The organism is Planomonospora sp. ID91781 (genome assembly GCF_015711595.1).
Taxonomy (GTDB): Bacteria; Actinomycetota; Actinomycetes; order Streptosporangiales; family Streptosporangiaceae; genus Planomonospora; species Planomonospora parontospora.
Genome location: NZ_JABTEY010000002.1, coordinates 1,746,618 through 1,768,734, shown reverse-complemented (window position 1 = coordinate 1,768,734; position 22,117 = coordinate 1,746,618). Strand labels below are relative to the sequence as shown.

General features: G+C 75.2%; 15 protein-coding genes. 9 read left to right on the top strand and 6 right to left on the bottom strand.

Annotated elements, in window-relative coordinates; genetic code table 11:
• The first annotated feature begins 14 nt into the window (after window positions 1-14).
• The 3 genes from HS048_RS27115 to HS048_RS27105 are packed head-to-tail and all read left to right on the top strand — an operon-like array spanning window position 15 to window position 4,995.
• Window positions 15-1,655: a serine/threonine-protein kinase gene (locus HS048_RS27115; protein WP_196469066.1), complete on the top strand. Its 1,641-nt coding sequence runs from the start codon at window positions 15-17 to the stop codon at window positions 1,653-1,655.
• Between the two features lie 56 nt (window positions 1,656-1,711).
• On the top strand, window positions 1,712-3,223 hold the full coding sequence (locus tag HS048_RS27110; RefSeq protein ID WP_196469065.1) for a metallophosphoesterase: 1,512 nt from the start codon (window positions 1,712-1,714) through the stop codon (window positions 3,221-3,223).
• Between the two features lie 35 nt (window positions 3,224-3,258).
• A complete protein-coding gene (locus tag HS048_RS27105; protein ID WP_230881897.1) occupies window positions 3,259-4,995 on the top strand; it encodes a bifunctional 3'-5' exonuclease/DNA polymerase in 1,737 nt (578 codons plus the stop codon).
• A gap of 156 nt (window positions 4,996-5,151) precedes the next feature.
• Here the strand turns inward: HS048_RS27105 and HS048_RS27100 are convergent, their stop codons facing one another.
• The 5 genes from HS048_RS27100 to HS048_RS38275 form a co-directional block, all read right to left on the bottom strand.
• Window positions 5,152-6,561 carry an MFS transporter gene (locus tag HS048_RS27100; RefSeq protein ID WP_307832664.1) on the bottom strand — a complete coding sequence of 470 codons (1,410 nt, stop codon included), beginning with the start codon at window positions 6,559-6,561 and terminating at the stop codon, window positions 5,152-5,154.
• 89 nt (window positions 6,562-6,650) lie between these two features.
• On the bottom strand, window positions 6,651-8,765 hold the full coding sequence (locus tag HS048_RS37595; protein WP_230881896.1) for a serine/threonine-protein kinase: 2,115 nt from the start codon (window positions 8,763-8,765) through the stop codon (window positions 6,651-6,653).
• Window positions 8,766-9,046: 281 nt separating this feature from the next.
• Entirely contained in the window at window positions 9,047-10,441 is a 1,395-nt protein-coding gene (locus HS048_RS27090; RefSeq protein ID WP_196469064.1) for a DUF1116 domain-containing protein, read from the bottom strand.
• Window positions 10,438-11,967 carry an FdrA family protein gene (locus HS048_RS27085; protein ID WP_307832663.1) on the bottom strand — a complete coding sequence of 510 codons (1,530 nt, stop codon included), beginning with the start codon at window positions 11,965-11,967 and terminating at the stop codon, window positions 10,438-10,440. Before HS048_RS27085 ends, HS048_RS27090 begins: the two co-directional genes overlap by 4 nt.
• The gene (locus HS048_RS38275) at window positions 11,957-12,874 is read right to left on the bottom strand and encodes a DUF2877 domain-containing protein (RefSeq protein ID WP_307832662.1); all 918 of its coding nucleotides are present in this window, start codon (window positions 12,872-12,874) and stop codon (window positions 11,957-11,959) included. The genes HS048_RS27085 and HS048_RS38275 overlap by 11 nt, the downstream gene beginning before the upstream one ends.
• Window positions 12,875-13,152: 278 nt before the next feature.
• Between HS048_RS38275 and HS048_RS27075 the strand changes: the two genes are divergently transcribed.
• From HS048_RS27075 to cutA, 6 genes are all read left to right on the top strand, one after another.
• A complete protein-coding gene (locus HS048_RS27075; RefSeq protein ID WP_068895902.1) occupies window positions 13,153-14,715 on the top strand; it encodes a PucR family transcriptional regulator in 1,563 nt (520 codons plus the stop codon).
• 153 nt (window positions 14,716-14,868) lie between these two features.
• Window positions 14,869-15,093, top strand: a complete 225-nt coding sequence (locus HS048_RS27070; protein ID WP_068895901.1) for an RNA-binding S4 domain-containing protein — start codon at window positions 14,869-14,871, stop codon at window positions 15,091-15,093.
• Between the two features lie 270 nt (window positions 15,094-15,363).
• Complete coding sequence (locus tag HS048_RS27065) at window positions 15,364-16,746, top strand: uracil-xanthine permease family protein (protein WP_196469062.1); 1,383 nt, start codon at window positions 15,364-15,366, stop codon at window positions 16,744-16,746.
• Entirely contained in the window at window positions 16,743-17,699 is a 957-nt protein-coding gene (locus HS048_RS38980; protein ID WP_196469061.1) for a xanthine dehydrogenase family protein subunit M, read from the top strand. The genes HS048_RS27065 and HS048_RS38980 overlap by 4 nt, the downstream gene beginning before the upstream one ends.
• Complete coding sequence (locus HS048_RS27055) at window positions 17,692-18,189, top strand: (2Fe-2S)-binding protein (RefSeq protein WP_068895898.1); 498 nt, start codon at window positions 17,692-17,694, stop codon at window positions 18,187-18,189. The genes HS048_RS38980 and HS048_RS27055 overlap by 8 nt, the downstream gene beginning before the upstream one ends.
• An 82-nt stretch (window positions 18,190-18,271) precedes the next feature.
• Window positions 18,272-20,674, top strand: a complete 2,403-nt coding sequence (cutA, locus tag HS048_RS27050) for an aerobic carbon-monoxide dehydrogenase large subunit (protein ID WP_196469060.1) — start codon at window positions 18,272-18,274, stop codon at window positions 20,672-20,674.
• 83 nt (window positions 20,675-20,757) lie between these two features.
• On the opposite strand, the gene HS048_RS27045 is transcribed toward cutA, so the two are convergent.
• Window positions 20,758-22,032 carry an MFS transporter gene (locus HS048_RS27045; RefSeq protein ID WP_196469059.1) on the bottom strand — a complete coding sequence of 425 codons (1,275 nt, stop codon included), beginning with the start codon at window positions 22,030-22,032 and terminating at the stop codon, window positions 20,758-20,760.
• Window positions 22,033-22,117 lie beyond the last annotated feature (85 nt).

Below are 22,117 nucleotides of genomic sequence, written 5' to 3'. Positions count from 1 at the left end.
TAAGATCGTCCGATGTGACGGCCTACGGACTTCCCCCCGCGCTGACCCTGGAGCCCTCCGACCCGGTCGAGCTCGGCCCCTACCGCATCGCCGGCCGGCTCGGCAGGGGCGGCATGGGCACGGTCTACCTCGCCGAGGGCCCGTCGGGACCGGTGGCGATCAAGGTGATCAACCGGCACCTGGCCGCGAACCCGGAGTTCGCGGCGCGGTTCCGGAGCGAGGTGGCCGCCGCGCGCAGGGTCAGCCGGTTCTGCACCGCCCCGGTGCTGGACGCCCGGCTGGAGGGCGAGCCGCTCTGGGTGGTCACCGAGTACGTCGCGGGGCCCGACCTCGCCCGCCTGCTGCGCGACCAGGGCCCGCTGACCGGGTCCAACCTGGAGGCGCTGGCCGTCGGGGTGGCGACCGCCCTCAGCGCGATCCACGACGCGGGCGTGGTGCACCGCGACCTCAAGCCCGCCAACGTGCTGCTCTCCCCGCTCGGCCCGCGGGTGATCGACTTCGGCATCGCCCGCGCCCTGGACGCGGGCAGGGGGCAGACCGTCACCGGCACGCTCCTCGGCACCCCGGAGTACATGGCGCCGGAGCTGGTCTCCGAGAGCAAGGCGGGCCCGCCCGCCGACGTCTTCGCCTGGGGCTGCGTGGTGGCCGCCGCCGCGACCGGTTCCTCGCCGTTCGCCTCCAGGACCGTGCCGGAGGCGCTCTACCGGGTGGTCCACGACACACCGGACCTGAGCGCCCTCGACGAGGGACTGCGCGGCCTGGTCGGGGCGGCGCTGGACAAGGACCCCGCGGCCCGGCCGACGGCCCGGGAACTGCTGTCCGGACTGGTCGGCCGGAAGGCGGCAGAGGACACCGCCCGGGTGGCGGGCACGGTCCGGCTCGACCTGTCCGGCCTGGCCGGGCCGACCGCCCGGGTGGCCGCCGGCGAGGAACCCGCGAAGCGGACCCGGCTCCCGCGCCGGCCGTACCTGGTGGGCGGGGCGGTGGCCGGGGCGCTGCTGCTGGGGGCGGCCGGGGTGCTCGGCGTCCGGATGCTCGCGCAGGGGCCGCCGGAGAGCACCGACGTGCTGTACCGGGACGACTTCGGCGACGACAAGTCCGGCTGGTACAACGGCGACGGCACCCGCGTCGACACCCTGCACGGCTACACCGGGGACGGGCGCTTCACCATGGCCACGGACCCCTCGAAGGACTACCGGGAGAACAAGGCGCCGGTCAACGCCGAGGCTCCGGAGCGCGTGCTGGTCAGCGTCAAGGCCGACCTCGCCGACGGGGACCCCTACGGCGCGTGGAGCGGGGTCTTCTGCCAGTACACGCCCGACGAGACCTACTTCTCCTACTTCGCCGAGGTCAGCCCCGGCGGACGGGCGCGCATCCGCAGGAGCACCTTCGAGAGCGCCTGGGACCTGACCGCCGACGTCCTGATCCCCGGGTTCAAGAAGAACGGATCGGTGCTGCGGCTGGAGTGCGAGCGGAGCGACGGCCGGATCCGGGTGGCGTTCTGGGTGGACGACCATCTGGTGGCCGGCGTGGTCGACACGGACGTGGCGAAGGCGAACGGCAAGCCCCTGTTCGGAATCCACGTCAGGAAGACCGGCGGTGACTCCCACCCCCGCGTGTACTTCGACGACTTCCGCATCGGCCGCCTGTCCTGACCGGCGCGCTTCCCCGAACGGGCGCACGCGCGCATGATCGCGGCCAGAATATGACCATGGTCGACGTGAAGCGGGCGGCGGAGCGCGGGCGCGAGGTCTCCTCGCGGATCTCGGAGGAGGGCGCGGGCTGGGACTGCGTGGAGCTCGGAGAGTTCGCCGGACTGCGACCGCCGGGCGCGCGGTCGTTCTCCTGGCTGAACCCGCGCACGCTCTGGCGCTCGCGCAACGAGATCCTCGCCGCGCTGTTCGGCGACCCGTCGGGGCAGGTCCGGACGCGATGGACGGCGGCGCAGCGGGCGCGGGGCGCCGACCCCTCCCTCCGGATCCCGCTGGAGGTGGGGGAGGAGTTCTCCTTCCTGCTCCTCGGCGACACCGGCGAGGGCGACGCCTCGCAGTACGCCGTGGTGCCCGGCATGCTCCGGATCGGCGAGAGCACCGACTTCGCGGTCATCGCCAGCGACGTGGTCTACCCCACCGGCGCCGGCGACGAGTACGACGACAAGTTCTTCCGCCCCTACCAGGACTACCGGGCGCCGATCTACGCGATCCCCGGCAACCACGACTGGTACGACGGGCTCGGCGGCTTCATGCGCGTCTTCTGTGACGCCCCCGCGCTGGAGGCGCGGCGGGAGGGGTTCCGGCTCTCGCCCTCCGGGCTGCGCGGGCTGCTCTGGCGCAGGCCGGAGCCGATCGACGAGGAGCGGCTGGCCCGCGCCCGCGAGCGCCGCTCCGCCCCCGAGCAGCGGGCCGTGCAGCCGGGGCCGTACTGGGTGCTGGAGGCCCCGGGCCTGCTCGTCGTGGGGGTGGACACCGGGATCACCGGCACGATCGACCGGGAGCAGGCCGACTGGCTCCGGCAGGTCTCGCTGGACCCGCGCCCCAAGGTGCTGGTCACCGGCAAGCCCATCTACGTCCGCAACGAGTACAAGCCGTCGAAGCTGGAGGGCGGCGGCACGATCGACGACATCGTGACCGACCCCCGGCACAACTACGTCGCCGCCATCGGCGGGGACGTGCACAACTACCAGCGCTTCCCGGTCCGGGTCGGCGACCGGACGATCCAGTACGTCGTGGCGGGCGGCTCGGGGGCGTTCACGCACGCCACCCACACCATCCCCAGGGTCACGGTCGGCGGCGTGCACGAGGACGACTACAAGTGCTACCCGCTGCGCGGCGACTCGCTCTCGTTCTACAGCAAGCTCTACAGCGAGCGGCTGCGCATGCGCTGGCTCTACCTCACGCCGGACGAGGCCGTGTGCCTGATGTCCCAGCGGATCGGCAACACCCCGCCGCGGCCGATCGGCGGGGTGCGGATCACCCGGCGGATGCGGTGGGCGGCGCGGCTGCTCGGCTCCTGGCCGCTACCGCTCCGGCTGCCCGTGGGCAAGGTCTTCCACCGCTACCTGTCGGAACTGTCCGACTGGGACACCCCGCCGTTCTTCAAGAGCTTCCTGCACGTCTCGGTGACGCCGCAGGCCCTGCGGATCCGCTGCTTCGCCGCCACCGGCTGCCTGCCCCAGGAGATCGAACCCCCGCTCGAAGACGAGGTCCTCATCCCGCTCGCCTGATCGAAACCGTCGGTGGCGCGTGACACGCTGGGGACATGAACGTCGTGGTCGTGCCGGGGGCCGACGGGTCCGGCCTGCTCCGCCGGGCGGGGGAGGAGACCGAGGCCGTCGCGGACCTGGCGGCGGCCGTGCGGGAGCTGGAGACGCGGGCGGGGAGCGGGCCCGCCGGGGACCCGGCCGCCGGGCGGGGCGGGCGCGGCGCGGGACGGAGTGAGGACGGCGCGGGGCCGGGCGGGCGCGGCGGAGCGGGCGGCGGGGCCCCGCGCTGGGTCTGGGCCGACACGCGGGAGGTCTACCCGGCGGTGCTGGAGCGCGGGGTGCGGCTCGCGCGCTGCCACGACCTCGTGCTGACCGAGGGCCTGCTCCTGGCGCACGAGGGCCGGTACGGCGAGCCCCGGTCGGTCCGGGCGGCGCACGCCCGGCTGCACGGCCTGCCGGTGCCCGACGACCACGACGCCCGCGAGCAGGACCACGCGGGCCACCACGGGCCCGGGGCGCGGCAGGCCGTCCTGTTCGAGGAGGAGCGGCCGCCCCCGCCGGACGCCGGGCTGGTCGCCGAGGTCCACGCCGACCAGCTCCGGCGGATCGAGGCGACGGCCGACCCGCGCCGGTTCCGGCTGCTGGTCGCGGCCGAGTCGGCGGGAGCGCTGATCGCCGCGGAGATGGCCCACGACGGCATGCCCTGGCGGCGGGACCTGCACGACGCGCTGCTGGCCGAGATGCTCGGCCCGCGCCCGGTGCACGGCATGCGCCCGGCCAGGCTCCAGGCCCTGGCCGACGAGGTGACGGCCGTGTTCGGCACGTCGTTCAACCCCGACTCCGTCCAGCAGATCGTCAAGGCGTTCAAGGCCGCCGGCACGCCGGTCTCCTCGGCCAGGGCGCACGAGCTCAAGAAGATCGACCACCCCGGCGTCGCACCTCTGCTGGCCTACCGGGAGCTGGCCAGGTTCCACAGTTTCCACGGTTGGGCCTGGGCCGACCAGTGGGTCCGCGACGACCGCTTCCGCCCGGAGTACGTCGTGGGCGGCGTGGTGACCGGCCGCTGGGCGACCAGCGGCGGCGGCGCGCTGCAGATCCACCGGGCCATGCGCAGGGTCGTGGTGGCCGACGAGGGCTGGACGCTGGTCGTCGCCGACGCCGCCCAGCTGGAGCCCAGGGTGCTGGCCGCGATGGCCGGGGACCGGGGCCTGGCCAGAGCGGCGGGGCAGGCGGACCTGTACCACGCGCTCGCCCGGGCGTTCGGCGGCGAGCGCGACCACGCCAAGATCGCCATGCTCTCGGCGATGTACGGCGGGACCAGCGGAGACGCCCCCAAGCTGCTGGCCGTGATGCGCCAGCGCTTCCCCGAGGCCTACCGGTTCGTGGAGGACGCCGCCCGCGCGGGGGAGGAGGGCAGGCTGGTCCGCTCCTGGCTGGGCCGCACCTGCCCGCCGCCCTCGGCCCGCTGGCGCGAACTGGTCTCCGGGCCGGAGGGGAGCCGGGCGGCCCGCGACCGGGGCCGGTTCACCCGCAACTTCGTGGTCCAGGCGACGGCCGCCGAGTGGGCGCTGGCCCTGATGGCCGTGCTGCGCGGGCTGCTGCCCGACCCGGCCCGGCTGGTCTTCTTCCAGCACGACGAGGTGATGGTGCACTGCCCGCAGGAGCTGGCCGGCGAGGTGGCCGAGGCGGTCGGCCGGGCCGCGGAGGAGGCGACCCGCCTGCTGTTCGGCCCGACCCCCGTGCGCTTCCCGATGGAAGCCGTCGCCGTGCGCTGCTACGCCGACGCCAAGTGACGGGTTCCGGCGGGCGGAGGCGGGAGCCGGGACGCGGCGGCGGGCGGGGACCGGAGGCGGGAGCCGGATGCGGCGGGCGCGGACCGGGGCGCGGGAGCCGGATGCGGCGGCGCGGGGCGGACGGTCCCGCCGCGGACGGCCCGGCGGGGCGGCGGTTCAGCGGCGGGCGAGGGCCAGCCAGGCGCCGGTGGCGGTGACCAGGACCGCCACGGCCGTGCCGAGCACGCCGTAGGACAGAGCCTGCACGATCACTCCGGCGACGACCGTGCCGGCCGCGCCGCAGACGTTCATCACCAGGTCGGACAGTCCCTGCACGGCGGGGCGCCGGGCCAGCGGGACGGCGTCGGTGAGCATCGCCGAGCCGGAGACCAGGCCGCAGGACCAGCCGACTCCGAGCAGGACCAGCCCGGCGGTCACCCGGGGGACGTCGTGCTCGCCCGCCGTACCGGCCAGGACGGACGCGGCGAGCAGCAGGGCCATGCCGAGCACGAGCACCCGGACCCGGCCGATCCGGTCGGCGAGCCAGCCGACCACGGGGGAGAGCACGTACATGCCCGCGATGTGCAGGCTGATCACCAGGCCGATGACCGAGACGGAGGCCCCGTGGTGGTCGAGGTGGACCGGGGTCATGGACATGATCGAGACCATGGCGGTGTGGCTGACCGCGATCGCGGCCATCGCCCGCAGTGCCGCCGGGGAGTCGAGCAGCGTCCGCCAGGCGGTGCGCAGGGTCCCCGCGGGCTTCACCGCCGCCACCGTCTCCGCGGCGGGCGAGGGGGGCGCGGTGACGGGTGCGGTGGGGCCGCCGTGGGCGGGGCCGGCCGGCGTGGCCGCGGCGGACGGGGGGACCGGGCCGGTGCGGGCGGAGGCCGCGGCGCCCGGGGCGGTTCCGGTGCTCCGCGCGGACGCGGCGAGCGAGCGGGCCAGGACCAGCGGGTCCGGGCGGAGCCCCGAGGTCAGGATGCCCAAGGCGAGCAGGAAGCCCAGCAGGGCGAGCACGAACGGGCCGGCGCCCGGGGCCAGGCCGAGCCGCTGGCCGATCTGGTCGGCCGGTTCGGCGAGGTTGGGGCCGGCGACCGAGCCCACTGTGGCCGCCCAGACCACCCAGGACAGGTGCCGGGCGGAGTGCCCGGCGGGCGACAGGTCCGTGGCCGAGTAGCGCGAGGCCAGGTTGCCCGCGCTGCCGCCGCCGAACAGCACCAGCCCGGCCAGGAGCAGGGGCCACGACCCGGCGGTGACGGCGATGACGGAGATCAGGCAGCCGAGCGCCGCGCAGCCGTAGGCCAGGGTCAGTCCCGTCCGCCGCCCGCCCCGGCCCGAGGCCTTGGCGGTCGGCAGGGCGAGCAGCGCGGCGCCGAGCACGCCCGCGGTGCCCGCCAGCCCGCCGAGCGCCTCCGAGCCGGAGAGCCTGGCGACCAGCACCGAGCTGAGGGTGAAGCTCACGGCGACGCCCATGCCGCTGGTGATCTGCGCCGCGGTCAGGACGCCCAACGTCCGCCGCTGGACGGCGGCGACGCGATCCGGGCCCGGAGGGGAGATGTCAGGACTCAAGGGGGTTGTCGTCACGAGTGAAGTCTGTCATCACTCGTGACGATCCCCCCAGCGGATATTCCGCGCCCCCGTGCGTCCCGGGACCGCGGGCTCCGGGGCCGGTCTCAGGCCCCCGGGTCGAAGGTGGCGAAGAAGGCGTCCATCATCCCGGCGCTCTTCTCCCAGTCGATGTCCTTGACGACGATCGCGATCTGGTAGGCGCTGTCGGCGCCGACCACGACGTACCGGGTCCGCCCGTGCATCGGCACGATGCCGTCCGGCAGGACGTAGGTGTACTCCCAGTCGGCGGCCTTCCAGCCGTCGTAGGAGACCGGGGACACGCCGACCTCGATGTACTCGTCCAGCCCGGACCTGTCGAGCTTGCCGAGCGCGGCCACCGGGTCGGCCACGGGCACCTGGGTGACGACGATGCTCTGCGCGCCGCTCTTCGGCCCGGAGAAGACGACGGCGCCGTCGTCGCGCTCCTTCACCGTCCAGTTCTCCGGTACGGCGCCGGCGACCCCGCCCGCGCTCAGCCGCTTGAACCCCTCGGGGACCTCACCGGTCCTGCGGCTCTGCCCGCCGTCGGCGGGGGCGGAGACCGAGGCGGACGAGGTGCGCTCCCGCACGGGGCCGGAGTCGTCACCGGACGTCAGTACGAACAGCCCGGCCGCCACCACGGCGAGCACGCCGGCCCCGCCCACGGCCAGCAGGCGCGGGGTGGGGCGCCCGTCGCGCATCCAGCCGCCCTCGGAGGACGCCCTGCGGCGCGAGGTCCTGCGTCCCTCGGCCCGCTCGCGCCGGTCGGCGCTCTCCGGCCGGCCCGGCCGTTCCCGGACGGCGGTCTCCGACCGCCCGCGGGCGGACCGGTCCCCGGCCGGGGCGCCGGGGACCGGGACCTCGCCGGAGAAGCTGGACAGCGCGTCGAAGGAGGTGTCGAAGAAGGCGTCCCCGGGGGAGGTCCCCGGCGGCCGGCTCAGCTCGGCGGAGGTGCTGCGCAGCGCGTCGTAGCCGCGCCGGGTCCCGCCGGACATGCTGTCCAGCGAGGTGAACGGCGCGATGGTGACGTTCAGCGGGGCGGGCTGCCCGGGGCCGCCCGCCGGCCCGGTGGAGTACGGCCCGGACGGGCCGGAGAGCGGGTCGTGCCCCGGCCCGCCGCCCGGGGCGTCCTGCTGCGGGTCGTACGGCACGCGCACCGGCCCCGAGGGGGTCTCGATGATCCGCGAGGGCATCGGCCCCGAGGGCGGGTCCAGCGGCGGCATGAGGTGCAGCGGCATGGAGTTGCCCGGCACCGGCATCGCGGCGGGCACCTGGCCGTTGGGGCCCCGGTCGGGGGTGCTGGAGCCGTGGCTGCGCAGGACCTGCTCCAGCAGGTCCGAGACCTGGGCGGCGGACATGCGGTCGGCGGGGTTCTTGCGGAGCAGGCCCTCGATGACGCCGGCCAGCGCCCCGGCCCGCTGCGGCCGCACGGGGTCCTGGGTGAGGATCGCGCCGAGCACGGCCACCGCGTCGGGCCCCTCGTACGGGGGGCGGCCCTCGACCGCGGCGTACAGCGTGGCGCCGAAGGCCCACAGGTCGCCGGCCTGTGTGATCGGCTGGCCGGAGAGGCGCTCCGGCGGGATGTAGGCCGGCGAACCCATCAGCAGACCGGTCTGGGTGATGGTGACGTCGCCCTCCAGGGCGGCGATGCCGAAGTCGGTGAGGATCACGCGGTCGGAGGTGAGCAGCACGTTGCCGGGCTTGACGTCGCGGTGCAGGATCCCCGAGGCGTGGGCGTGGCGCAGCGCGTCGAGCACCCGGATGCCGATCTCGGCGGCCTGGGCCACCGGCAGCGGCCCGCTCTCCCGCACGGCCTGCTCCAGGGACCAGGCGCGGACGAGCTCCATCACGATCCAGGGGCGCCCGTCCTCCTCGACGACGTCGTGGACGGTCACGATCCCCGGGTGGCTGAGCCGGGCCGCCGAGCGGGCCTCGCGCATCATGCGCCGGTGCGCCACCTGCTTGCCCGCGTGGTCCAGTCCGTAGGGGAGGATCAGCTCCTTGACCGCGACGTCCCGGTCGAGCAGCACGTCGTGGGCGTGCCAGACCATGCCCATGCCGCCGCGGCCCACCGGCGACAGCAGACGGTAGCGCCTGCCGATCAGTCTGTCCTGTCCCGCCTGTCCGGTCGGTGCGGTTCCGGTGATGTTCGCGACCTCCGGTCCAGGGGGTACCTTGCCGATCAGACGGTCCGCCGACATACCCCGCCCCCAGGTCCAAGCCCATTTGTGAGGTTGGACACGATATCCGGATTGTATTCGGTAATGGAAGTTGGGGGTGAAGAAAGGACTTCGCGGCATTTGTCGAGCAAGATCGGCCCGCGGTACGACCGGTCCGTCGACCGGCCGTGGACCGGCCTTGAATCCGCGGTGAACCGGAGCGGCACCGATCCCGGACCCGCTCCGGAATGGCGGGGGTGCGATGGCGGGCGGGTGCGGCGGAACCCTCGCCGGGGAACCGGCGGGCCAACGGGAACGGCGGCTTATCGGATCGGCGCCTCCCGCGCCAGGGCCGCCAGCGCCGCGGTGAAGGCCGAGGCGGGAGGGCTCACCAGGCCCGCGCCGACCTGGCCGGTGCCCGCCACCCGGCCCGCGATGCCGGTGTTGACCGTCGGCAGCAGGCCCGTCCTCGCCACCAGCGTCACGTCCACGCCGACCGGCGTGCCCCGGAACCCCAGGCCGGGGATCTGGTAGGCCGGGTGCTCGGCGAGGGTGATCTCGTACATCGACCGGGTGGCCGCCGCCGCCTCCGCCACGTCGCCGCCGACGAACCTGACGATCGCCGGGGCCGCCGCCATCGCGAAGCCGCCCAGCCCGGCCGTCTCGGTGATCGTGGAGTCGCCGATGTCGGGGTTGGCGTCCGCCGGGCCGTACGCGCCGAGGTAGAGCCCGTCCGGCACGCCCGCCGGGCCGGTGAACCAGCGGTCGCCGAGCCCGGAGACCTGCACGCCGAAGTCGGTGCCGTTGCGGGCCATCGCGACGACCAGCGTCGAGCCGGGCACGTCCCTGGCCGCGTCGGCGCTCACCTTGCAGGCGGCCATGCCCGCGTTGAGGAAGAAGTGGTCGTTGCCGCCCGCGAAGCGCAGCACCTCGGCCGCGCGGCCGCCGGCGGCCTCCACCAGCGCGGGCGCCAGCTCGCGGACCAGCAGCGAGGTCGCGGCCCGGTTGCGGTTGTGCAGCTCGTCGCCCATCTGCAGGGCCTGCGCGATCAGCGACCGCAGGTCCAGCGGCCCGGTCAGCTCCAGGGCCGCGGCCAGCGCCGGGCCGAGCACCTCGCCCATCCAGCGCAGCCGGCCGATCACCTCGGGGCCGTAGGCGCCGTAGCGCAGCACTCTGCCGAGCCCCTCGTTGAGCGAGCAGTAGGCGGTGCCGCCGTGCTCGGCGTCGCGCACCTCGAACATCCACATCGACGGGCTCACCACCCCGGCCATCGGACCCACCGCGCGGTGGTGGTGGCAGGGCTCCAGCCGTACCCGCCCGGCGGCCAGCAACTCCTCCGCCTCCCCGGCGTCGCCGGCCAGCCCCTCCAGCAGCACCGCCCCGATCAGCGCGCCGCGCATCGGCCCCGAGGCGTGCTCCCACCCGATCGGCGGACCGGCGTGCAGGAACGTGCCCGGCGGCAGGTCCAGCGCCTCGCCGGCCGGCCGCACCCCGGCCAGCAGGGGCCGTGCGGACGTCAGCCTGTCCACCGCCCGGGCGTTGGCGGCGGCCCTGCGCGGGTCGGCCAGCACCCGCGCCAGGTCGTCCTCGGTGCCCGGCAGCGGCGGCCGCCAGTCCACCGCCGTGCGCGGTACGGCCTGCGCGTCCAGCGCCTCGCCGAGCACCGCGGCCCCGGCCGTGATCACGTGCGGCTCGCCGGAGAGCATCGGCAGGCTCATCGGGCACCTCCGGTCAGGCGGGCCGCGTGCCGGGCGGCGAGGGCGTTGGAGGCGAACACGTCCGCTCCCGCCGCGCACAGCGCCCCGGCCTGGGCGGCCAGTCCCTGCGGGTCGCCCCCGGAGCCGACCAGCGCGACGGTCACGGACACGCCGCGCGCGACGGCGGCGGCGACGGCGGGCGCGAGCCGCCCGGCGGGATCGGGGTCGGCGCCGTGGCCGAGCACCACGTCGAGCAGGACCGCGTCGCCGGGGGGCACCGCGGCCAGGGCCTCCAGGCGGAGCGCCGGATCGATCATCGGGTGGGCGCGGCCCCGGGTGTAGGCGTCGTCGCCGTAGTCGGTGAAGCCGCCGGTCCCGGCGACCAGGGCCGCCTCCGTGCAGAGCGTGCCGCCCGAGTAGATCCCGTGCAGCACCCGCGCCCGCCCGGTCGCCGCGGCGCCGTCCGCCATGCCGCCGTCCGGGACCGCGCCGGCTGAGGCCCCGTTCGCCCCGCCGTCCGGGACCGGCCCGGAGCGCGCGGCGTCGCCCGCGGCGGGCGAGTGCGGCCCGGCGGCGGGCCAGGACGGCCACTCGGGGACCTTCACCCCCAGCGCGCGCAGCACGTCCTCGGCGGCCGAGGTCAGGTCGTCCGGCCCGCGACCGGACGCCCGGCCGGGGAAAGCGGTCACCACCGGGGTGGCGAGCCCGCCGGCCGCCTGCCGGACGGCCTCCGCCACCTCCGCGTCCGGGGGCTTGGAGACCAGCACGATCAGCTCGGTCGCGGGGTCGGCGTCGAGCGCGTCCAGGGCGCGGAGTGTGGACAGGCCGCCCACCCGCGCCGACAGGTCGCGCCCGCCGACGCCGAGCACGTGGCTCACCCCCACGCCCGCCAGGTCCAGCAGGCACGCCACCTGCTGCGCGCCGGTCCCCGAGGCGGCCACGATCCCGACCGGACCGGGCCGGAGCACGTTGGCGAACCCGAGACCGGTCCCGCCGACCACGGCGGTGCCGCAGTCCGGCCCCATGACCAGCACGCCGCGCTCGGCGGCCCGCCGCTTGAGCAGCACCTCCTGCTCCACCGGGACGTTGTCGCTGAAGACCATCACCGACAGCCCGGCCTCCACCGCGTCCATCGCCTCGGCGAACGCGTACGGCCCCGGGACGGAGACCAGCGCCAGCGTCGCGGCCCCGCCCGCGGCCCGGACGGCGGCGCGCACGGTGCGCGGCGGCTCCTCGGACCCGGCCGCGCCCCCGGCCCGGGCGGCGAGCGCCGCCAGGAGCCCGTCGACCTCGGCGGCGGCCCGCTCGGCCGCGTCCCCGTCGGCGGCCCGCAGCGCCACCAGCAGGTCGGCGGGCCCGGCGGCGGGGAGTTCGAAGCCCAGCTCGGCGGCGATGCCGAGGTTGAGCCCGGTGGCCATGGCCACCACCGCGACCTCCACCCCGGGCAGGGCGGCCGCGGCCCGGCTGACCCGCATCAGGCTCACCGAATCGTGATAGATCCCGGTACGCACCCGCACCAGATCGGTGCCCGGCCGTTCAGCTCCCACCCGCTCCCACCTTCGAGATCGACCGGCCCGCGCGGTCCGCGAGGCAGAGGACGGCGGCGAGGCCGATGCGCAGCCCCCAGGCCAGGTCGGCGCCGGAGGTGTGGCCGAGCCCGAGCAGCCGGCCCAGCGCGGGCTGCAGCGGCCGGTGCCCGACCAGCGCGCGCAGGACGGCCAGCACCTCGCCGCTGGACTCGCCCCGCGCCGCGCAGTGCAGCAGCGTCGCCGAGATGGGCGTGGTCCTGCCGCGGGCGTCGAACGTGACCGCGGCGGCCAGCCAGCCGGCCAGCCAGACCGCCCGCTCCACCCCGGCGGCCGCTCCCAGGTGGCGCAGCGCCACCAGCAGTCCGGCGAGCATGTCGTCGCCGCTCGGGGTCAGGCCGGGACCCAGCCCGATGAGCTGCTCGGCGGCGGTGAGGCTGCGCAGCAGCGAGGCCTCCGCGCAACCGTCGGCCAGCAGCTCCGCGGCTCCGCTGCCCTCCAGCCCCGGGCGCCGGGGGGAGGCGTCGCACAGGCCGGTCAGCAGGGGCAGCGCGCGCGCCAGCCGTGCCGGGTCGGCCGGGCCGAGCGGCGGAGCCGGGTCCCACCAGCGGCGGACCCGCAGGCCGAGCCGCCCGAGCTCGATCGAGCCGTCCCCCACCCAGGCCTCGCCGCCCACCGCGACGCGCGGCACGGGATCGGCGACGACCATCGCGTTGGGCAGCCGGACGGCGTCCCCGGTGACCACCGCGATCACGTGCGGTTCGAGCTCCGTGCGCACCTCCAGGTAGATCCCGGCGGGAAACGCCGCCAGCACCCGCGCCGGGCGGCGGGGCGACTCCAGCAGCGGCCGCAGGGCCGTGCTGGCCGCGCCGGTCGCGTACGTTCGCGCCGGAACCTGCCGGGCCCCCGCTCTGCCGTCGGCTCTCACCGGAGCTTCCCGTCCATGGGGCCGACGGTAGGTCGGGGACGCGATCATTCCGTACGGAGAAAGGTGCCAACAGTCCGCCCGAAGATTGGCTCTTCCTGACAGGCGGTCCTATCAGTCACAATCACCACGTGACTCCTCCGCTCCTGCGAAGGGGGCGGCTTCTCGCTTCCCTCGCTCGAGGTAGGCGACGGTCAAGCCCCGACCGTTTCAGACACGGAGACAGTGACAGGGAAGCGATTCCCCGCCGGGTGAACCGACAGCCCTTCGCTAGGAGAGTGATGGAGCCTCCCGTACGCCTGGCCAGCACCGGCACGATCATCCACGGCGTCTCGGTGGGGGAGGTCCTGGGCGTCTCGACGCTGGCCGGCGCCCGCCTGATCGCGGGCGCCGGGGGGCTGGACCGGGTCGTGCAGCGGCTCAACGTGATGGAGGTCCCGGACATCCTCGCCTGGGTCAAGCCCCACGAGCTGCTGCTCACCACCGGTTACCCGCTGCGCAACACCCCGCAGTCGCTCGACCGGCTCGTGGCCGACCTGGACGAGCGGGGCCTGGCCGCGCTCGCCATCAAGCTCGGCCGCTACCTGGACGAGCTGCCCGGCGAGATGGCCGAGCAGGCCGACCGGCTGGGCTTCCCGCTGATCCTGCTCCCCGACGACGTCGGCTTCGACGACATCCTCAACCAGGTCCTCACCGACATCCTCAACCGGCAGGCCGCCGTGCTGGCCCGTGCCGAGGAGGCGCACCGGGCGCTGGTCGCGGTCGTGCTGGCCGGGGGCGGGCTGCGCGAGGTGGCCGCCGAGGTGGCCGGGCTGCTCGACGTGGCGGTGGCCGTGCTCGACGGAGCCGGGCAGGTGCTGGCGTCGGCGGGGCCGGCCGACTGCCTGGCCGCGCTGCGCACCGCGCCCGAGGGCCGCCGCACGGTCGTGCCCGTCGTGGCGGGCGGGCACCACCACGGCCGGATCGTCGCGTGCGGCCCCGCCGGGCAGGTGGGCGAGAGCGACGTCGGCATCCTGGAGCGCGCCGCCACCGTCGCGGCCCTCGTCATCACCCGCCAGGAGGCGGTCAACGCCGTCGAGAGCAAGTACCGCGCCGACTTCCTGCGCGACGTGCTGACCGGCCGGGCGGGCGGTTCCGACCGGGTCGCCTCGCGGGCCAGGGCCTTCGGCTGGGACCTGCGGCGCCCGGTCACGGTGCTGGTGGCCGAGCTCGACCCCGAGGGGGACGAGCGGCTCGTCCAGGACCGCCTGGTCGCCTGCTGGGTCGCCGCGCTGCGCCGCCACGACCCGCGCGGGGCGGTGGCCGGGTTCTCCCACGAGGTCGTCGCGGTCGTGGACGCCGCCGTGGACCCCGTCCGCCTGGCCCGGGACGCCGCGGCCGCCTTCGCCGACGGGCCGTCCGCCACCTTCTCCACCGGCGCCAGCCGTACGGCCTCCGGCGCGGAGGCGCTGCCCGAGGCGTACGGCCAGGCGCTGAAGGCCACCAGGGTCGGCCGCCAGCTGCACGGTCCCGGCGCGGTCGCCCACTTCGACCAGCTCGGGGTCTACCGGCTGCTCTCGCTGGTCAGCGACACCGCCGAGCTGCACGCCTTCGTCCGCGAGACCCTCGGCCCGCTGGCCTCCGACGACGACCCCGAGAACGCCGACCTGCGCCGGACGCTCCAGGTGCTGCTGGAGACCAATCTCAACGTCGCCGAGACGGCGCGGCGGCTGCACTTCCACTACAACACGCTGCGCTACCGGATCGGCAAGCTGGAGCGGCTGCTCGGCAACTTCACCGAGGACGCCCACCTGCGGCTCAATCTGACCCTGGCGCTGCACGTGCTGCGCATGCGCGGCATCTGACCGGTGCCCGGGCGGGGCGCAGGACCGCGCCTGTCCCGCGCCCGTCCCGCGCCCGTCCCGTGTCCGCTCCGGGCGGTGTCCGGGCGCCCGCTCCGAGGGCGGCCGCCGCGCCGTCGGCGGCCCCCTTCCGCCGCCCGGCCCTATGCTGTGGCCGTGAACGAGACCTTTGAGCTGGAGACCGACTACATCCCCCTGTGCGACCTGCTGAAGTACTGCGCCGTGACCGACACCGGCGGTCAGGCCAAGTACCTCATCTCCCTCGGGGACGTGATGGTCGACGGCGAGGTCGAGACCCGCAAGACCTGCAAGATCCGTGCGGGCCAGGTCGTCACCGGCGACGGCTTCGAGATCCACGTCGTCGCCCCCGGATCCGCCTGAGCGGGCCCGCCCCGGGCCGTCCCGCGCCCGCCGGGCCGGGCTCGGCCGTACGGCGGAGATCCGTGCCCGCGGGGCCCGCGGCCCGCCGGCGGCGGCCCCGCGCCGGCGACGCGCGCGGGGTCTCCTGGTCAGCGGGTCGGATTTGGCAGATCATGCTGATGTACGGCCGTGTCGACGGGCCTAATGTGCCCGCAACGGCAGCAAGGAGATCCGCCGGAGGGAGCGCCTGCGGGGCGGCCACCGACCGACGGCCCGGGAGAGGTGGGCTTGATGGTTGCAGGTTGGACGAAACACGGAGACGGAAAGACGCTCGCGCCCGGTGAGGTCGTCCGGCCGGACGAGCGGCTGTCCTGGCCGCGCATGGTCGGGTTCGGGGCCCAGCACGTCATCGCGATGTTCGGTGCGACGTTCGTCTTCCCCCTGGTCATGGGGCTGGACCCGAACGTCGCCATCATGTTCTCCGGGATCGCGACGATCCTGTTCCTGCTCATCGTGCAGGGAAAGGTGCCCAGCTACCTGGGCACCAGCGCCTCGTTCGTGGGCGGCGTGCTGGCGATCAGGTCGCTCTTCGGCGGCGACACCCCCGCGGTGGACGCGATCGTCACCGGGGCGATCCTCGTCGCGGGACTGGTGCTCGCCCTGATCGGCGTGGCGATGCACGTGCTCGGCGTGCAGGTCATCAACCGGGTCTTCCCCCCGGTCGTCACCGGCGCCGTCGTCATGCTGATCGGGTTCGGCCTGGCCTACGTGGTCGCGGACGTCTACTGGCCGCAGGACCAGTGGATCGCGCTGATCACCATGACGGTCACCTTCGTGATCATCGTGCTCTTCCGGGGGTTCGTCGGCCGGATCGGCATCCTGCTCGGCCTGGTCGTCGGCTTCGTCCTCTCCTGGGGGGCCGACCGGGTCTTCGGGGACATCACCGCCTACAACGCGGGCACCGGGAAGGTCGACACGCACCCGCGGGTGAGCTTCGACGCGGTCGCGAGCGCCGACTGGATCGGCCTGCCCGGCATGCACTGGCCCGACTTCAAGGTCTCCGCCGTCATCCTGGTGCTCCCGGCGGTCATCGCCCTGGTCGCCGAGAACGTCGGTCACGTCAAGGCCGTCGGCGAGATGACCGGCACCGACGTCAACCCCTACATGGGCCGGGCCATCATCGGCGACGGCGTCGGCACCGTGGTCACCAGCGCCTTCGGCGGCTCCCCGACCACCACCTACGCCGAGAACATCGGAGTCATGGCCGCGACGAGGGTCTACTCCACGGCCGCCTACTACATCGCGGCGGTGATCGCGATCCTGTTCGGCCTCTGCCCGAAGTTCGGCGCGCTGGTCGCCGCCACCCCCGGCGGCGTGCTCGGCGGCATCACCGTCATCCTCTACGGCATGATCGGCCTGCTCGGCGCGAAGATCTGGATCGAGAACCGGGTCGACTTCTCCGACCCGGTCAACATGGTCCCGGTCGGGGCGGGCATCATCCTGGCCATCGGCCCGGTCAAGCAGATGATCAGCTCCGACTTCGTCCTGGAGGGCATCGCGCTCGGCACCATCGTGGTGCTCGCCGGCTACCACCTGCTGCGGGCCATCGACGGCCGCCGGGGGAGGAGCCCCGCGGCGGCGGAGCCCGGGCCTAACGGCGGAGCCGCCGGGTGAAGCCGCCCCCCTTCGACTACCACGCCCCGCGCACCCTCGGCGAGGCGCTCGACGTCCTCGCCGGGACCGGGGAGCACGGCAAGGTGCTCGCCGGCGGCCAGAGCCTGATCCCGCTGATGAACATGCGGCTGGCCGCCCCCGCGCACCTGGTCGACGTCAACCGGCTCGGCGGGCTGGCCGCGGTCGAGACCGGCCCGGACGGGGTCCGGGTCGGGGCACTGGCCCGGCACGCGCAGGTGGAGCGCTCCGCCGGGGCCGCCGCCGTCCAGCCGCTGCTGCGCCAGGCGCTCCGGTTGGTCGCCCACCCGGTGATCCGCAACCGCGGCACCGCGGTCGGCAGCCTCGTGCACGCCGACCCGGCCGCCGAGCTGCCGGCCGTACTGGCGCTGCTCGGCGGCTCGGTACGGCTCGCGCGGCGCGGGGGCACGCGGGACGTGGCGGCGGGGGAGTTCTTCACCGGCCCGCTGGAGTCGGCGCTCCGCCCGGGCGAACTGGCCGTCTCCGCGTTCTTCCCCGCGCTGCCCGCGCGCTCGGGCACCGCCTTCCGGGAGGTGTCGCGCAGGCACGGCGACTACGCCCTGGCCGGGGTCGCGGCCCTGGTCCGGCTGGACGGAGACCTGCGGGTCGCCGAGGCGCGGGCGGCCTGCGTGAGCGCCGGGCCCGTCCCGGTGGTCGTCGACGTCACCGCCGCGTGCGGGGCCGCGCCGGCCGGCGCGGCCGACTGGGAGGCGGCGGCGCGGGCCGTGCGGGAGCGGATCGAGCCGGAGGACGACATCCACGCGACCGCGCACTACCGGCGGCACCTGACCGGGGTGCTGGCCGCGCAGGCGCTCCGGGAGGCCGCCCGCGCGGCCGCGGAGAACGCCGGGGAGAACGCCGCGGGGCGCGCCGGGGAGCAGGCGGCGGGGCGTGCGGCGGCGGACGCGGCGGGGCGGGAGGGGGCGCATGGGTGAGACGGCGCACGAGATCGCGCTGACCGTCAACGGCGTGGTCCGGCGGACCCGGGTGCCGGGGCGGCGGCTGCTGTCCGACTGCCTCCGGCACGACCTGGGGCTGACCGGCACGCACGTCGGCTGCGAGCACGGGGTGTGCGGGTGCTGCACGGTGCTGATGGACGGCGAGCCGGTCCGCTCCTGCCTGACGTTCGCGGTCACCGCCGACGGGCACGAGATCACCACCGTCGAGGGGCTCGCCGACGGGGCGCGCATGTCGCCGGTGCAGCGGGCGTTCGCCGAGTGCCACGGCCTGCAGTGCGGGTTCTGCACCCCGGGGTTCCTGTGCACGGTGACCGCGCTGCTGCGCGAGAATCCCGCGCCGACCGAGGAGGAGGTGCTGGAGGGCGTCTCCGGCAACCTGTGCCGGTGCACGGGCTACCAGAACATCGTCAAGGCCGTGCACCGCGCGGCCGAGATCATGGCGGAGGAGCGGGTGGAGGAGGCATGAGGCCCCGGAGGGCCGGTACGGCCCGTGAAGCGATCCCGCTGGGGACCCGGGCGATGGTCTCCTCGGTGAGGAGCGCGGCCCGATGACCACCAAGCTCTTCGGCGAGGCCGTCCAGCGGCGCGAGGACCCGCGGCTGCTCACCGGGCGGGGCCGCTACCTGGACGACCTCGGCGCGGGCGCGCTGGCCGCGGCGTTCGTCCGCTCCCCGCACGCGCACGCCGCCGTCCGGGACATCGACGTGTCGGACGCGCTCGACGTGGACGGGCTGGTGGCGATCTACACCTGGGAGGACCTCCCGGAGCGGCTGGCCCAGCCGCTCCCGCTGCTCATCCCGCACCCGGCGCTCACCCACGGCCGCACCGCCCGCCCGCTGGCCCGCGACCGGGTCCGGCACGTCGGCGAACCCGTCGTCATGGTCGTCGCCCGCGACCGCTACCTCGCCGAGGACGCCTGCGCGCTGATCCGCGTCGACTACGAGCCGCTGCCCGCGGTGGTCGGGGTGGAGGAGGCCGTACGGGGGGAGCGGCTCGTCCACGACGACGTGCCCGGCAACGTCGGCGCGCACCTGGTGCAGTCGGTGCCGTCCGCCGGCGGGCGCGGGGCGGCGGAGGCGATCGCGGCCGCGCCGCACCGGCTGGAGTTCCGCCTCGACATCGAGCGCAGCGCGTCCATGCCGCTGGAGGGCAGGGGCGTCTACGCCCGCTGGGACGCCGACGACGCCTCCCTGCGGGTCTACTCCAGCACCCAGACCTCCACCAGCGTGCGCATGGCCCTGGCCGCCAAGCTCGGCCTGCCGCTGCCCAAGGTCGAGGTGATCGCGCCCGACGTGGGCGGCGGGTTCGGCGTCAAGATCATGCACCCGTGGCCGGAGGAGGTCCTCGTCCCCTGGGCGGCGATGCTGCTCGGGCAGGAGGTCAAGTGGGCCGAGGACCGCCGCGAGCACTTCACCGCCTCCGCGCACGAGCGCGCCCAGGTGCACTCCGTCCGGGTCGGCTTCGACGACGACGGCCGCGTCCTCGGCCTGGATGTGACGATCCTGCACGACCACGGCGCCTACACGCCGTACGGGGTGATCGTGCCGATCATCACCTCGACCCAGCTGCCGGGACCGTACAGGCTGGGGGCCTACCGGGTCGAGTTCTCCTCGGTCTACACCAACACTGTGCAGGTCACGCCGTACCGGGGGGCGGGCCGCCCGCAGGCGGTCTTCTGCATGGAGCGGACGATGGACCGCATCGCCGCCCACCTCGGCCTCGACCGTACGGCGGTGCGCGCGGCCAACCTCATCCAGCCCGACGAGTTCCCCTACGACCAGGGCCTGACCTTCCAGGACGGCCGGCCGCTGATCTACGACAGCGGGGACTACCCCGAGTCGCTGCGCCTGCTCAAGGAGCTGATCGGCTGGGACTCCTTCGCCGCGGAGCAGGAGCGGGCCGCGGCCGGGGGCCGGCGGCTGGGGATCGGCATCGGCTGCTACGTCGAGGGCACCGGCGTCGGGCCGTACGAGGGCGGCCACGTGCAGATCACCTCCGACGGCCGGGTGCACGTCTCCACCGGGCTGACCTCGCAGGGCCAGGGCCACGAGACCGCCTTCGCGCAGATCGCCGCGACCGAGCTGGGCGTGCCGCTGGAGCGGGTCTCGGTGGTCACCGGCGACACCCGCAGGTTCGGCTACGCGGTCGGCACCTTCGCCTCCCGGGCCGCGGTGATGAGCGGCAACGCCATCGCGCTGGCCTGCCGCAAGGTCCGCGAGAAGGCGCTGCGGATCGCCGCCGACGCGCTGGAGGCCGACCCGGGCGACCTGGAGATCACCGACGGGCTGGTGCACGTCGCCGGGGTGCCGGGCGCCTCCGTCCCGCTGGCCACCGTGGCGGTGCTGGCCAACCCGCTGCGCTACGCCTTCGACGACGAGGCGGTCCGCGCCACGCAGTTCGCGGGCGCCTCGCCGCCGGACCGGCCTCCGGTCGCCGAGGGCGAGGAGCCCGGCCTGGAGGGACGCGGCTACTACTCGCCGATCCGCTCGACCTTCGCCTCCGGCATGCACGCGGCGATCGTGGAGACCGACCCGCTGACCGCCGAGATCCGCATCCTGCGCTACGCCGTGGTCCACGACTGCGGCAACCTCGTCAACCCGATGATCGTCGAGGGGCAGATCCACGGCGGCGTCGCCCAGGGCGTCGGCGGCGCGCTGTACGAGCGGATGGTCTACGACGAGCACGGCCAGCTGCTCAACGCCTCGTTCATGGACTTCCTGATGCCGTACGCCACCGAGGTCCCGCACGTGGAGACCGCGCACCTGCAGACCCCCTCGCCGCTCAACCCGCTCGGGATCAAGGGCGCGGGGGAGGCGGGCGTCATCCCGGTCTCCGCGGTGATCGCCTCGGCGGTCGAGGACGCCGAGGGCATCCCGATCACGAAGATGCCGATCTCCCCGTCGGAGCTGTTCGACCTGCGCCGGGCGGCCGGAGACCCCCGGGCGTCCTGACACGCGGGATCAGCGGGACGGGTACGGCTGCGCCGCCCGGTCTCCAGGCGTCCTGACGCGCGGGATCTGCGGGACGGGTACGGCTACGCCGGCCGGTCCGCCGGGTCGCCGACGGGCTCGGCGGCCGGCTCGGCGGGGGGCAGGTCGCGCATCCGGCGCAGCGGGGAGAGCAGCAGCGGCACCGCGGACAGCAGGCCGAGCAGCACGCTGATCCAGAGCGCGGCCCGGACGCCGGCGATCTCGCCCAGCACGCCTCCGGCGAGGCCGCCCAGCGGGAGGACGCCCCACACGACGAACCGGATGGTCGCGTTCATCCTGCCGAGCAGGTGCTCGGGGGTGACGGCCTGGCGGAAGCTGACCTGACCGACGTTGTAGACGATGACGCCGATCGAGTTCATGAACATGCCGACCGCGTAGAGCCCGAGCCTCCAGCCGGGCTCGGTCAGCGGCACCAGGAGCATGAACGGGTAGAACACCACGGCCGAGAGCCAGATGACCCGGGCCGAGCCGACCCGGCGGGTCAGCGGCCCCACGAGCGCCGCGCCCGCCAGGCCGCCGACGGCCGTCACCGAGAAGAGCAGGCCGATGGCGCCGGGGGAGAGGTCGAGCACCCGGACCAGGAAGATCATCGAGACGGCGTTGAGGATGCCGCCGGCGAAGTTCGCGGTGGCGGTGGCCGCGGTGATCATCCGCAGGATCGGGTGCCCGGCCACGTACCGGAGCCCTTCGCCGATCTCCCTGGCCAGCCCCCGCCGCGCGGAGCGCTCCGGGACCCGCTCGGCGGCGTCGATCCGGCCCAGCAGCAGCGCGGAGCCGAGGAAGCTGACCGCGTCGGCCAGCACCGCGACCGGCGCGGTGAGCACCTGGATCAGCCAGCCGCCCGCGCCGGGGCCGGCGACGCCCGCCGCCGAGTGGACGATCTCCAGCTTGGCGTTGCCGTCCACCAGCCGGTCGCGCTCGACGAGGCTGGGCAGGTAGCTCTGGTAGGCGATGTCGAAGAAGACGGTGGCCAGGCCGGTGCCGAGCGCCACGCCGTACAGCTGGGGGAGGGTCAGCGCGCCCAGCCACCAGGCGAGCGGGACCGATCCCAGCAGCACGGCCCGGGCCACGTCGGCGGCGACCAGGATGCGGCGGCGCGGCATCCGGTCCACCCACACCCCGGCGGGCAGCCCCACCAGCAGGAACGCCGCCGTCTCCGCCGCCACCAGCAGGCCGGTCTCGAACGGACCGGCCTTGAGCGCGACCACCGCGACGAGCGGGAGCGCGAGCAGGCTGATCTGGGTGCCGACCTGGCTGATCACGTCGGCGCCGAACAGGAGCATGAAGTTGCGGTGCCGGAACAGGCTGGGGGAGCTCACCTGGGCATCGTGGTCGACTCAGGGTAAGGAATCAACCCGGCTCCATCGCTTACCTCCAGCGTGGAGGACCCGGCCTTCGGGGACT